The sequence below is a fragment of the Asticcacaulis sp. genome (assembly GCF_035497195.1).
GTDB lineage: Bacteria > Pseudomonadota > Alphaproteobacteria > Caulobacterales > Caulobacteraceae > Asticcacaulis.
In genome coordinates this window covers 919,958-933,674 of record NZ_DATJDZ010000014.1, presented here as the reverse complement: position 1 = coordinate 933,674, position 13,717 = coordinate 919,958, and the positions used below count along the sequence as shown (strand labels likewise).

Here is a 13,717-nt window from a genome sequence, read left to right as displayed (position 1 = left end):
CCGGAGACACGCATGGCCCGCGCCACCGCCCATATCGGCACCGATCAATACGCTACCACGCTGCATGTAGCTGGCCGGACCATTATCGCCGACGAACCCGAAGATAACGGCGGCAAGGATGCCGGCCTGGCGCCCTATGATTTCCTGCTGTCGGCGCTGGCCTCATGCACCGCCATTACCCTGCGCATGTATGCTGATCACAAAGGCTGGCCATTGAAGGCGGTCGATGTCGCGCTGCATTTCTACCGCGACGGCGAAAAAGAGATTATCGACCGCATCGTTACGCTTGATGGTGATTTCACGCCGGAACAACGCGAGCGCCTGCTGCAAGTAACCGAACGCACGCCCGTCACCAAGACACTCAGGCAAGGCCTGACCATCGCCACGACCTTGAAATGAATTTCCTCTGGCAAGGTCCGCCTAAGGCTTTGATGGGTTCGCTGTCGGCGCCTGCCCCTCAATAATGGTCAGCTTTTCGCCGGTCGTTTCGATATTGCTGACCGACGGTGTGACGAAGACCGTGTCGCCGGTCTTCAGTATGGCCCTGAGCGCCTCGGAAAACAGTTTAGGAATCTGCACCTCATTGGCGATGGCGCTGTCGAGCGGCTTGCCCGCTTCATCCTCGCGGCCCGGCAGGCCGGCGAAGATCCACTGCCGTTTGCCCGATTTTGAGAGGGTCAGGGTAAGGACATGGCTCTCGAAATCGCGCGCCGGCATGGTGATACGCGCCCGACCGATTTCAATGCCCGACCGCATGACAATGATCTGACTGTCGGCCTGTGAAATAATGACTGTGACAGGTCCGGCCGGTGACCGTTCGGGGTGCCAGTCATAGTCAGCCGAAGGCAGCAGTGCCTCATCTGTTCCCGCCGTCCCCACGGCGTCCAGCGGCAACAGCAGGTCACCGCCGGATATGCGCATGGGCACGGCGTCTGTGTCATTGACGATGACGGTTATGCCCAGACTGGTGACGGTGAAAAGCTTCTGCGCCAGCGCATAAGGCAGACGGATGCAGCCATGACTGGCCGGGTAGCCGGGCAGGTTACCGGCATGCAGGGCTACCCCGCTCCAGGTCAGGCGCTGCATGAACGGCATGGAGGCATCGTCATAGAGATTGGAGTGATGATCCACGTCCTTCTGCAGGATGGTGAAGACACCGGTCGGCGTTTCATAACCATCCTTGCCGCTGGAGATGGTCGTCACGCCGATGCGCACGCCGTTGCGATAGATGGTGGCGATCTGGCGGGAGAGATCGACGTAGATCATCACCGGTCCGGTGGGGGCGATTTCCGGCGCCCAGACCCATTCACCCGATTTCAGCGCCTGCGCGGCGTGAGCCAGTTCGATGGAAGCGGATTGTTTTGCCGGTGCGGCCAGGGCCGAATCGCTCAAGCCGGGCATAAGCACAAGAACAGCCAGGACGGCAGCGGGCTTGATCACGCCCTATGCCCTGCCGGCATAAATCAGGCGGCCAGCGCCCAGCCGGTCCATGACCCGCTGGCGATCGGCTTCCGAAAAGGCCAGACACCCCTGGCTGCGCCCCAGCTTGCCGGTCGTCGCGACCATGTCAGGGCTGACATACCAGGCGCCGTGAATAACGATGGCGCGGCTGAAGGCGTTGCTGTTCTGGGGATCAAGGCCATCCAGCCGGCGCGAGAGGCCGTGCTTGCCGACATAGGTATTGCCCGTCAGATAGCTGCCTTCCGAGGTCGCTTCCGAACCGGGGGCATTGGAAAAGCGTTGCAGCCAGCCGGTGTGGTTGAGATCGGAGCCCTTGCCATGCGCCACCAGGAAGGATTCGCTGCGGCCGTCCGTCAAATTGAGAATATGGAAGCGCGGCACATGGGAAGGCTGGGTAAAGTCGGCGATACCCATCAGGTCTGTGTGGGCGACCCGGTCGCCGTGGCTCATCAGCGCCTGCCGCGCCTTTACCAGCAACTGGGGGGATGGTCCGCCGGGCGCGGCGAACGCCTTGGCGCGTGACGTCAAAAGGCCTGCGGCCACACCCGCAGACAGGCTCAGGGATAGAAAATTCCGCCGATTACGCATACTGGTACCTTAACACAAGAAAGAGACGAGTTCATTAGCTACATAATGTGGCTTTGATGGGTCGCCACCCCGGCCATCCAATAAATCGCCGGTCAGACGGTCACGCCGTCCGAATACTGCGTTCCCGCCGGGGTGAAGGTTGCGGTCATCTGCTTCATGCGCAGGCGCGGATCGAATGAGATATGTACCCAGGCGCCCTCCTGGATAAGCTGATCGAACTGGATGTGACTGGCGATGATCGCCTGGCAGATTTGCAGCGGCGTACCGAACCCCGGACAGACGAAATCAACCGCATAGCCGCTCATATGGGCGCTGGTCGGCGCCCCGCCCACGGCCGTATTCAGGGCCGGTGAGCGATAGCAACTGTTGACCCGGATCGGCTTGCCCAGCAGGGTCCGCACCCGGTCCATCTGCTTCGCCGTTTCCTGCAAGGTGACGATCATTTCCGGCGACGGCGTATTGTCGATATTGCGGTGATCGGTATGCGTCAGTTCATCGAGCGTGAAATACTGGCTGAACCCATTGGCCGGCGGCGCCGGTTCGAGCGCCGGGAAAACCGTCTTCGCCTTGTCGAGCCACATCCTGCGGTCTTCCAGGCCATTGACGCCGCCATTAACGATGCGCGTCACGCCTTCGACATCATCGGCGTCGGCGCGCGCATTGCACCCGGTCTGCTTCCAGAAGGCCGCCGCGCCCTGCGCCGCATAGAGGGGATCTTCGAGCAATTGCGGCTGATCCAGCAGAGGCTGGCCGATCAGGGCGGCATAGGTGGTGTAATTGCTGCGGCCGGTGATCATGATGAAGCCGCGGCCGATGAATTTCGCCCCATCGCCCGGATTGACATTGCCCAGCGCCGGGCGATTACCATAGACGAACTCGGCAATGGCGTCACGACCCGCCGCCACCAGTTCGTTGGCCTTTTCTATGGTCTGGACCCGGCTGCGGAACGTCGCCAGCAGAACGTCGGGCCGGTAATTCAGGTTCTCGACCAGCGCCCGGAAGCCGGCACTTTCATGCGCCAGTTGCGCCATGAAATGCACCAGCCGCAGGCGTGTGGTGATCTCGCCCATCACCAGCGCAGCCTCCAGAGCCGGCGCGTAAGATTGCGCCCGGTCGTCCCGGATCGAGGGAGACAAAGCCTTCAGCCGTTCAGGCGTAATGATGGTCATGTGCGCCCCCTGCCCGTCATCAGTCGTCGCGCGGGCGCTGGCTGGGATCAAGCGCCCGCAGGGCCGAGAGGTCATCCGTTGAACCGGCGGACGCCGCCACCAGCGCCGGCTGATAGGCAATCTGCGGCGTGGTTTGCGTGACCGCTGGCGGTGCGGCAAAAACGGAGGCGAGCGCGCCCAGACCATCGAATCCGGTAACGCCGCCGCCGCCATCCTTGGGCTTGAGCGTCGAACGCACGGTCATCAGCTTGCTGAGGATATCGAACCAGAACGGCGCGCCGAGCGTCACCGCGAAGGCCGTCATCAGCCAGCCCATGCACAGGGAGATCAGCGGCAGGATATTATAGACAATATCATCACCCTGGGTCGGCGTGCCCTTGTAGAGATTGACAAGCCGCTCGGCGATATTCTGCCGCGCCTGGCCGAGGTCGCCCCACCAGGTCGCCGGCTGCGTCAGGTCGAATTGCGGGAACTTGGTGGCTTTTTCAGTGACAGCGCAGGGCGTCTTGCTGGCCGGGTAGCGCACCGGGTCCTCGCAGAAGGTGAAGAGGTGGTTCATGGTGTCGGTCGTTGTGGCGTTCCAGCCGAGCGGCAGGTCGAGCGCGCTCAGGGGGTTCTTGCCGGAATCCGGCATCAGTTGCTCGGTGTCACTGTGGGCCGTCGCTCTCTCCTTATAATAGGTCTCCGACGACGCCTCGACCGCCTTGCGCAGGGACGGGCTGAGATACAGGCTCTGGGCGATCACCACCGTATTGACGTTGAGGATGACGCAGGTGACGAGGGCCAGCCAGAAGATCAGGGTCTGGGTTTCCAGGCGATACCAGCCGGATACGCGATCCATCGTGGCATTGTACCAGTTCTCCATGAACATCCGCGCCTTGTCGATATCACCGCCGCTGTTGCCGATGGCGAACTGGACCATCTTGGCGAGGCGGGCATTGGGCAGGTCACGGCTGGCGGCGAGAATGGCGTTCGGATCGAGGCGGCCATCCGTCGCCTGTCCACTTCTGTCGGCCAGCAGATCGAGCACGACGAAGGCGAAGTGACTGCTGGGAATATAGGACGGCAACGTCTTGTGCTGAAAGAAGGAACGTTTCGACGGAACGACGTAGCGGCCGCGATAGAGCGACATGGTGAGCGGATGATCATAGAAGCTTTTCAGCATCTCATAGCCGGTGTAGTCCGGCTTGATCTTCGCGCTTTTGTTGGTGACGCTCTGCGGCGGGTGATCGCACAGAAGTTCGATCAGGCCCTTTTCCAGGTTGCGCGAACGGCGCTTGAAAAAGCCCTCGATGGCCTCACGCACCACGGTCGTCAGCACGCTCATCAACAGGTAGACGAAGACAAGGCCCGCCGCCACATCGATCGAGTCAGGTAATAGTGAACCCACGCATACCCCCTGTTATTCCGGATGCCGTTTTGGCGTCCCTGCCCGGCCGACATGGTTAACGCAAATTAACCAAAGTGCAACTTTAGGGGCAGGCTTGCGCCCTTTCGACGAGTCGAATAACGCCGTCATGCGCATTTTTGCCACAGATTCCGCGGCGCCTGTCACCGCTTACCGTATGCAAAACACTGCGGGTTTGGCAGGTTGAAAAGGGAACATTTGAACAGCAACATCTGGAGTGGAAAATCCGTGTTCGGGTCAAATATTTTGCTTGTAACAATCTTTTTAAATTTAAAATATAACGCCAGTCATTTGACATACATAAAAATAATATAGCGTATTCAATGACTTCTGTGGCATTTTTGCTATTCTCCGGCCAATTGTAGTATCAGGAACCAATAAAATCTGGCAACGTTGTCATACAATATGATAGCGTTATCATCGAATGCGAACCCAAGGCTGCGGCAGTGAAAGGCACTGAACCAGCCGGCGAGTATCGTATCAAGCAAGTTGGGAAAGAACGTAAGGATTGGCGAAACGCTCACACGGGCCTCATTGTCACGTTTTGGCGTTTTTACATTTAAACAATGTTTTATATGCACGTGGTCGCCAGCGCCGCGGGCATCTCTCCCATCTTGTCATTCGGCTTAAAGCCGCGTTCGGAAAGCGCGCGGCCATTCACTCCAGGGAGACGTTTTAAATGATGACGACTAAAAAGAAACTGGGCCTGCTGATGGGAACCGCCTCGATGGCCGTTCTCGGTACGCTCGCCCTCGGCACAATCGCATACGCCCAGGATGCCGCACCTGCCGCCGCACCGGCTGACGACACAGTAGTTATCGTGACCGGTCAGCGCGCCCAGCTCAAGAGCGCCCAAAAGATCAAGAAGGATTCGGACGTCATCGTCGATTCCGTCACCGCCGTCGATATCGGCGCCCTGCCCGACCGTTCGGTCGCCGACGCCCTGCAACGCATTTCCGGCGTCACCATCCAGCGCGCCGCCGAAGCCAATGACCCGATCCGCATGACGGCTGAAGCCGGTGGCGTCGAAATCCGTGGCCTGGCCTGGGTCCGTTCGGAAACCAACGGCCGCGACATCTTCTCCGCCAAGAGCGGCCGCGGCCTCTCCTGGGGTGATGTGTCCGCCGACCTGCTGGCCGGCGTTGACGTCTACAAGAACCCCTCGGCCGATATGACTGAAGGCGGCATCGGCGGCACGGTCAACCTGCGCACCCGCCTGCCTTTCGACTCGAAGAAGCCGATCATCGCCTTCACCGCCGACGCCACCCAGGGCGACCTGCAAAAAGACAACCACTATTCCGCCAGCGCCCTTTACTCCAATCGTTGGGACACCTCGATCGGTGAAGTCGGCGCCCTGTTCAACTATTCGCTGGTCAATGAAGGCAATATGACCAACGTCATCGCCGTTGACCGCTATAACGCGGCGACGACCATTGATGGACAGAATGTACTTGTGCCGAACACTATGGGCTGGCGCACGATCAACTGGAACCAGAAGCGCACCGCCATCAACGCCGCCCTGCAATGGCGCCCGAGCGACGACCTGGAGTTCACCCTCTCGGTGCTGAACGCCAAGGCCGAACCGAAGAACACCGAATACAATGTCGGTTTCTATAACGACAGCGGCGAAATCTCGACGCTGACGCAACAGAAGCACGATGCCAACGGCGATCCCGTCGTTGATGGCAACGGCGATCCTGTCATGGAAGCCACGCCTTCGGCCACCACCTATAAGTACGACTCGAACGGCGCATTCCAAAGCGGCACTGTTTACGGCGCCGGTATTACCTCGAATACCCGCTACGGCGAAGACCACAACGAAACGACTGACGTTTCGCTGCACGCGCGCTGGAACGTCAATGACCGCCTGACCCTGGCCGGCGACCTCCAATATGTGAAGTCTACCGCCAAGGTTCTGTCCAATACCGCCTTCCTGCAAATCGCCGACAAGCCGGACGCCACCATCGATCTGACCGGCAAACTACCGGTGATCAGCGTTGCCGGTTCCGACACCGCCGACGCCTCGCAATACCTGTGGGCCGCCGCGATGGATCACATCGAACAGAACGACGGCAAGGAAATCGCCGCCCGCATCGATGGTGATTATCAGCTCGACGCCGGCTGGCTCAAGAGCTTCAAGTTCGGTGTCCGCACGACCGACAAGGACTACATCACCCGCCAGTCGGGCTATAACTGGGGCTTCCTCTCCTCGCAATATTGGGGCAATTCCGGAGATCCGCAATCCGCCACCAATACCGGCTCAGGCACCTATGAAGTGCGCGACTTCAGCAACTTCATGAACGGCGATGTGCCAGTCCCCGGCTCGGTCGTCTTCCCGGAAGCCTCGATCGTCAACCGCGGCACCGCCACGACCGCCGAACTGCTGGCCATGGCCAACACCTCGGGCTGGGGCTGGAAGCCGCTCAGCGACGACTGGTCGACCTATGCCGCCAGCGGGGGCCTGAATACACAGAACGAGAAGACCACCGCGGCCTATATCAACGCCAAGTTCGGCGGCGAAATCAGCGGCCGTACGGTTGACGGCAACTTCGGCGTCCGCGTCGTGAAGACAGAAGCCACCGGCGACAGCTTCATATCTGCAACCAAGCCCAACCAGGCCGGCACATGCGTCGAAAATTGTACTGATTATAACGCCGCGGTTGCCTTTGGCACCCTGGGCCAAGCCTATGGCGGTTCGCAGGACTACACCAACACCCTGCCGAGCCTGAACGTGCGCCTGAAATGGAACGATCAGCTCCAGTTCCGCTTTGCCGCCTCCAAGGGCATTGTCCGTCCGGAACTCGCCTGGCTCAGCCCTTACACCTCGCTGGGATATGGCTTTACCACCTATCAGGTTGGCGCCGCTGACGACGCCACGTTCGGCGTTTCCTACGCTGCTGGCAGCGAGCCGAAATATACCGGTACCGGCGGCAATCCGAACCTGAAGCCGATCGAAGCCAATCAGTACGACCTGACGGCCGAATGGTACTTCGCACCGACTGGCAGCGTCACGGTGGATCTGTTCAAGAAGGATCTCACGAACTACATCTACAATGGTACGCGCGCTGAAACCTATACCAGCAACGGCCAGACCTTCACCTTTGACGTTACCCGCCGCTTCAACGGCACGGTTGACGGCAAGGTCGAAGGCTTTGAAGTTGCCTACCAGCAGTTCTATGATTTCCTGCCGGCGCCGTTCAATGGTCTGGGCCTGCAAGCCAACTATACCCACATCGACTCGTCGGGCGGCCGCAATTCCGGCTCCACCGATGAAAATGCCCTCAATGCCCTGCCGCTGGAAGGCATGTCGCCGGACAGCTACAACGTCGCTGTGATGTATGAAAAGTACGGCATCTCGGCGCGCCTGGCCTATAACTGGCGCTCGAAGTACCTCTACACCACCTCGGCGGCCAACGTGAACCGTCCGCTGTGGGCCGATGATTACGGCCAGCTCGACGGATCGGTCTTCTACACGCTCAATGCGAACTACAAGATCGGTGTCCAGGCCGTGAACCTGACGCACTCGACCACCACCCAACTGGTGTCGAGCGATCTGACCGCCCCGCTGGAAACCCAGTGGTACTCGGCCATCAAGACCGACCGCCGTATCTCGGTCGTTCTGCGCGGCCTGTTCTAAAGCCTGCAACGACGCGGCCAAACCCGAGACTGCCGGCCGCGTCGGAACTCTTCTTCTGCCTTTCCCCTTCCGGTCCTGCCGGGAGGGGCTTTTTATATCAGGTCCATGTTTTGCTGCTATAAGACACGGATCAACGGTCAAAACCGGGGAAACGTGAATGGCTGAACCTATCCGGAAAATCATCATCGCGGGCGGCGGCACGGCCGGCTGGATGTCGGCGGCCGCACTGAAGGCCGGTCTGGGCCAGACCGTGGATATCCTCCTGATCGAATCCGAGGATATCGCCACTGTCGGCGTCGGCGAGGCGACCATCCCGACCATGCGTGTCTTCAACGAACATATCGGCGTCAACGAGGCTGAATTTATCCGGGCCACCGAGGCGACCTTCAAACTCGGTGTTGAATTTCGCAATTGGGGCCATACAGGCAACCGCTACTTCCACCCCTTCGGCGATTACGGCGCCACGCATGAAGGCCTGGCCGCGCACCAGATCTGGCGACGGCTAAAGGCGGAGGGCGACGACACGCCTCTGGAAGCCTACAGCCTGGCCACCCAGATGGCCTATGCGGGCAAGTTCTTTCCGCCCAATCCCGATCCGCGTTCGCCGATGCACGACTATAGTTATGCTTTCCATTTCGATGCCTCGCTCTACGCCAAATTCCTGCGCGGTCACTGCGAAGCGCGCGGTGTCAAACGGCGCAACGCCAAGATCACCGGCGTCAACCAGCGCAGCGCCGATGGTCATATCGAAAGCCTGGCTCTCGATGACGGCAGCGTGGAGATGGCGGATTTCTTTGTCGACTGCACCGGCTTTCGCGGCCTGCTGATCGAGGGCGCGCTAAAGGCCGGCTATACCGACTGGTCGGACTACCTGCCGGTCGATCGCGCCTGGGCAGTCCCCACCGCGAAAAGCGCTGACTTAAGCCCCTATACCCGTTCGACCGCCCACACCGCCGGCTGGCAGTGGCGCGTTCCCCTGCAACACCGCACCGGCAACGGCCATGTTTATTCCAGCCGGTTCATGGACGACGAAACGGCACGGACCGTGCTGCTCGACCATCTCGACGCACAGCCTCTGAAAGACCCGATGCTGATCCGCTTCACCACCGGGCATCGCAATACTTTCTGGGACAAGAACTGCATCTGCGTCGGCCTGTCGTCCGGCTTTCTGGAACCCTTGGAATCGACCTCGATCAACTTCATCCAGCTCGGCATTATCCGGCTTCTGGAGCTGTTCCCGTCACGCGAGATCGACCCATTTTTGCGCCAAGAATATAACACCCGCACCCTCGACGCCTACGAGAAAGTCCGCGACTTCATTATCCTGCACTATTGCACCAATACCCGCGACGAAGCCCTGTGGCGTTATTGCGCCGACATGCCGCTCCCCGATGACCTGGCCTACAAGATGGAACTGTATCGCCGGCGGGGCGAAGTGATCCTGCGCAAATACGACCATTTCGCCGAACCGTCATGGGTATCGATCTACAATGGCCAGGGGGTGATACCCGACACCTACGATCCCCTCGCGAACCGTATTCCCCTGGAAACCCTGCGCACCCTGATGCAGACGCGCCGCGACGGCATCCAGCGGGTGGTCGCCCAACTGCCTTCGCACGCGCAGTTCATCGCCCAGCATTGCCCGTCGGATAACTTCATGAAGACCGTCGTATAGACGTGTCTATTTCTCCTCGTCCGGATAAGGCCCCACCCCGCCACCGGCGATAAAAGCGTCGATATGGGCGCTCAAGACTGGCAGCGGCACCGATCCCAGTTCGAGCACGGAATCGTGGAAGGCGCGGATACTGAACTTGTCGCCCAGCGCCTTTTCGGCTTTCGCGCGGGCATCACGAATGGCCATCTCGCCGAGATAATAGCTGAGCGCCTGACCGGGCCAGGAAATATAACGATCGACCTCGGTATCGATCTCGTGCTCGGAAAGCGCCGTATTGTCGCGCAGGTACTGGCGGGCCTGTTCGCGCGTCCAGCCCATCGCATGGACGCCGGTATCGACCACCAGCCGCGACGCCCGCCACGCCTGATAGCTGAGATAGCCAAAGCGGTCATAGGGGGTGTCGTACATGCCCATCTCGACGCCGAGATACTCCGAATAGAGCGCCCAGCCCTCGCCATAGGCCGAAATATAGGTCTTCTGACGGAACTCCGGCAGGGACTTGTTTTCCAGCGCGAGCGGCATCTGGAAGGCATGGCCGGGCGCCGATTCATGCAGGGTAAGCGCCGCAAGCTGGAACAGCGGACGTGATTTCAGATCATAGGTATTGACGTAATAGGCGCCGGGGCCACCGCGGCCGCTGGTATAGTAGGGCGCGATTTCCGGCGCCACCGGCACGATAGCGAAACGCGAACGTGGCAGGCGGCCGAAATATTGCGCCGCCTTGCCGTCGAAGGTCTTGGCGATCCAGGCGGCGCGATCAAGCAGCTCCTGCGGCGTCTTGGCGTAGAATTTCGGATCAGAACGCAGATAAGTCAGGAAGGCAGGCAGGTCGCCTTTAAAGTCGACTTCCTTCATTACGTCCAGCATCTGGGCGCGGATCAGCGCCATCTGGTCGAGGCCCAGTTGGTGGATCTGCGCCGGCGGCAGGTCGAGCGTAGTGAATTCGCGGATCTTCGACTGGTAATAGGCCTTGCCGTCCGGCAACGCACTGGCGCCGAGCGCCTTTTGCGCGTTCGGCACATAGGTGTCGTTGAAAAAGGCCAGCAGCGTCTTGTGCGCCGGAATGACCGCGCCGGTGATCGCCTTGGCCGCCGTCGCACGCAACTCCGCCTGTCTGACCGCCGGAATATTGGCCGGCATATTCAGGAACGGTTTGTAATAAACGCTGTCCTCCGGCTTTTTGACATCGATCACCGTGCGGATCGAGGCGTCGCGCCCTTCCAGCGTCACCTGCGGTGGCGTAAAATGGCGTTTCAGCCCCGCCTTCATATTGACGATCTGCTGGTCGAAATAACGCGGCATTTCCGAGAGCTGGCTAATATAGTTGCGATAATCCTGCTCTGTATGGAAATCGCTGCCGGTGATATAGGTCAGGTCGCCCCAGAAGGCGCTGTCGGAATTGACCGGCTTCTCATATTCGCGGAATTGCTTCTCGGCCACCAGACCGTCGATCTGCGCTTTGTAAACCTGATAATTGACCTGATTTTCAGGCGTCAGGGCCTTGATATCCACCACCGCCAGTTTCTTTTCTACATCCAGCCAGTAGGCCAGTTGCTTCTGTTGCGCCACTTCGCTGACATCGGGCAAATGCGCGCTGACCCCGGCATTGACATTATCCTCGTCCGTCTGTTGCAGGGACTGCCGCCAAGTCCATTCGGCGGTGTAGATCGCCTTGAACTGATCATCGGCAGAGGCCGGAGCGGTTTGGGCGAAGGCCGGGACGGCGATAAGCACGGCGACCGGCATCGTCAGCAGATATAGAGCAAAACGGGAAATACGCATGTCAATCCTTGGATGGAACGGTTTGTCGCGGCATCATGTCAGACCGGATTCAAAAAGGCGACTCAATGACGTTTGGGTTTTTTGTTGACTAAGAAACATTGTCATTATAGTTTCCTAGTCAACACAAGGGACCCCATGACCACTCCCGTTGAACCGTCGCACCTGACCTCGCATCTCGGCTATTGGCTGAGATACGTCTCCAATCATGTGTCCTATGCCTTTGCCCGCAAGCTGGAAGACCGTGGCGTTACCGTCGCCGAATGGGTGATGCTGCGCGAATTGTATGGCGTCAACGCCATCGCGCCCAGCCGCCTGTCGGAACAGATGGGCATGACGCGCGGCGCCATCACCAAGCTGGCCGATCGCCTGATCGCCAAGGCGCTGATTACACGCAACGCCAATCCGCAGGATGCCCGCGCCCAGACGCTTGAACTGACCCCCTCCGGCCGCGATCTGGTGCCGGAACTATCCGCTCTCGCCGACCGGAACGATGCGGAATTTTTTGGCCATCTGACGCCGGATGAACGCCAGTCCCTGGAACGCGTTTTGAAAGATATCGTCGCGCGGCGCGGCCTTACATCCAGTCCCATAAACTAATATCAGGAGACCTTATATGGACGCGTCTATCACCGCCATTATCCACGACTGTCATCTCGCTTCGGAAGAAGACCGTCTCGATTTTCCGCAAATCCTTACCGCTCTGCACCAGGCCGGCGTTGAAGGCTACATGGTCGATTTTCGTCGCTCGACCAAGACCTACTACCTGTCCGACGGCGAAAGTCTTGAACTGTCGTCTCCTGATAGTGACGTAAAGGTATCTGCCCTTTTCGACGCCTCCACCGTCGAAGCGGCGGTGCGCGAAGCCCAGACCAAGGCGCCCGGCTACACCTATAAGGGCTTCTGCGCCAAGGTCATGCAGGCAGGATGCGCCGGCTATATCGTCTCCATCCTGGGGCGTCGGGTCGTCTATTTCGGCCGTACCGCCGAAACCCATGTCGAGCATTTTCCCACCGGGAAATAGGCTAAGCCAGGCGGAAAAAGTCGATGATGTCGGCGTGATCTTCAAAAAACCGATCGCGCATCGCCTCCAGATCTTCGATGGCCACCCAATGCGCGCCGGCCGCGTCATCCGTCGCTTCGATTTGCGGCAATGGCCCTTCGGGGAAGCGAAAATGGAAGGCATGGGTGATCGTCCGGCCCCGCGCAGAGCGCTTGGGATAATCAAATACCTGGCTGGAAACCAGATGGTCGGCGATATGAGCCGCACTCAGTTCAAGCTGCGTTTCCTCGGCGACCTCACGCACCGCCGATTGTAACAAGGTTTCATCCGCCTCGACAAAGCCGCCCGGCAGCGCCCACTGGCCTTTTCCAGGCTGCCCGCCCCGCTTGATCAGCAGCAAATGCCGGCCATGCTGGATCAGAGTGTCGCAGGTAACAAAGATCGGCGGCCAGGGCGCGGTTTCCCAGCTCTTTTTGTAATCATCTATATAGCGCTGTTCTTCATGCAATCTGGCATAGTCCGGCGTGGCGGAAAACCCGCGCAATATGTCCAGCACAGCGTCCGGTATCTGCCTGGCCACCGCCTCGGCCCCATCCCGCAAGAAGGCGGCGCGAACGGTCTCCGACAACTCGTTTTCCGCCGCCGGATGGGTCAGGGCATCGGCGCCCAGCAGCCCGCCGCCCTCGTCCGGCATCTGCGCCATGACGGCCTCGCAGGCGGTCGTATCGGCCAGGTCGGGACGGTAAAGGTGATCGCGGACATGGCAGAAAACCGCATGGCTGGCCAACGGCCCCAGGGCGGCGCGGATCATCCCCTCCCGCACTTCGGCAGACCACGGCATCTGTGTCGAAGGGGCGCGATCCGCCCCTGTCACCACGATATGGACATGGGCGCAGCGACGGAAGAAATCGTCCAACTCCGCCATGTCGGCGTTCGTCGGCGGTGCGAACCGGCCAGACATCACCCCTTGCTGAAATTCAAAGATCATCTGCCTGCG

At 59.9% G+C, this 13,717-nt stretch carries 11 protein-coding genes; 5 read left to right on the top strand and 6 right to left on the bottom strand.

Going from position 1 to position 13,717, the window contains the following annotated elements; genetic code table 11:
• Positions 1–12: 12 nt before the first annotated feature.
• The gene (locus tag VL130_RS08370) at positions 13–399 is read left to right on the top strand and encodes an OsmC family protein (protein ID WP_325362325.1); all 387 of its coding nucleotides are present in this window, start codon (positions 13–15) and stop codon (positions 397–399) included.
• A 21-nt stretch (positions 400–420) separates the two neighbouring features.
• Here the strand turns inward: VL130_RS08370 and VL130_RS08365 are convergent, their stop codons facing one another.
• From VL130_RS08365 to VL130_RS08350, 4 genes are all read right to left on the bottom strand, one after another.
• Positions 421–1,440 (bottom strand): L,D-transpeptidase, encoded by a 1,020-nt coding sequence (locus VL130_RS08365; protein ID WP_325362324.1) that lies wholly within the window; start codon positions 1,438–1,440, stop codon positions 421–423.
• A gap of 3 nt (positions 1,441–1,443) precedes the next feature.
• A complete protein-coding gene (locus tag VL130_RS08360) occupies positions 1,444–2,049 on the bottom strand; it encodes a murein L,D-transpeptidase catalytic domain family protein (protein ID WP_325362323.1) in 606 nt (201 codons plus the stop codon).
• Between the two features lie 92 nt (positions 2,050–2,141).
• A complete protein-coding gene (locus VL130_RS08355; RefSeq protein ID WP_325362322.1) occupies positions 2,142–3,218 on the bottom strand; it encodes a D-Ala-D-Ala carboxypeptidase family metallohydrolase in 1,077 nt (358 codons plus the stop codon).
• Between the two features lie 19 nt (positions 3,219–3,237).
• On the bottom strand, positions 3,238–4,608 hold the full coding sequence (locus VL130_RS08350; RefSeq protein WP_325362321.1) for a hypothetical protein: 1,371 nt from the start codon (positions 4,606–4,608) through the stop codon (positions 3,238–3,240).
• A 697-nt stretch (positions 4,609–5,305) separates the two neighbouring features.
• Between VL130_RS08350 and VL130_RS08345 the strand changes: the two genes are divergently transcribed.
• Together VL130_RS08345 and VL130_RS08340 are read left to right on the top strand one after the other, a co-directional pair.
• Positions 5,306–8,263 carry a TonB-dependent receptor gene (locus tag VL130_RS08345; RefSeq protein ID WP_325362320.1) on the top strand — a complete coding sequence of 986 codons (2,958 nt, stop codon included), beginning with the start codon at positions 5,306–5,308 and terminating at the stop codon, positions 8,261–8,263.
• A 157-nt stretch (positions 8,264–8,420) separates the two neighbouring features.
• Complete coding sequence (locus VL130_RS08340) at positions 8,421–9,938, top strand: tryptophan halogenase family protein (RefSeq protein WP_325362319.1); 1,518 nt, start codon at positions 8,421–8,423, stop codon at positions 9,936–9,938.
• A gap of 6 nt (positions 9,939–9,944) precedes the next feature.
• Here the strand turns inward: VL130_RS08340 and VL130_RS08335 are convergent, their stop codons facing one another.
• Positions 9,945–11,720: a DUF885 domain-containing protein gene (locus tag VL130_RS08335; RefSeq protein ID WP_325362317.1), complete on the bottom strand. Its 1,776-nt coding sequence runs from the start codon at positions 11,718–11,720 to the stop codon at positions 9,945–9,947.
• 135 nt (positions 11,721–11,855) lie between these two features.
• Here VL130_RS08335 and VL130_RS08330 point away from each other — a divergent pair, with 135 nt between their 5' ends.
• Positions 11,856–12,317 carry a MarR family transcriptional regulator gene (locus VL130_RS08330; protein ID WP_325362314.1) on the top strand — a complete coding sequence of 154 codons (462 nt, stop codon included), beginning with the start codon at positions 11,856–11,858 and terminating at the stop codon, positions 12,315–12,317.
• 16 nt (positions 12,318–12,333) lie between these two features.
• Positions 12,334–12,741: a DUF1398 domain-containing protein gene (locus VL130_RS08325; protein ID WP_325362312.1), complete on the top strand. Its 408-nt coding sequence runs from the start codon at positions 12,334–12,336 to the stop codon at positions 12,739–12,741.
• Position 12,742: 1 nt separating this feature from the next.
• On the opposite strand, the gene VL130_RS08320 is transcribed toward VL130_RS08325, so the two are convergent.
• Positions 12,743–13,708 (bottom strand): NUDIX domain-containing protein, encoded by a 966-nt coding sequence (locus tag VL130_RS08320; RefSeq protein WP_325362311.1) that lies wholly within the window; start codon positions 13,706–13,708, stop codon positions 12,743–12,745.
• Between the last annotated feature and the right edge of the window lie 9 nt (positions 13,709–13,717).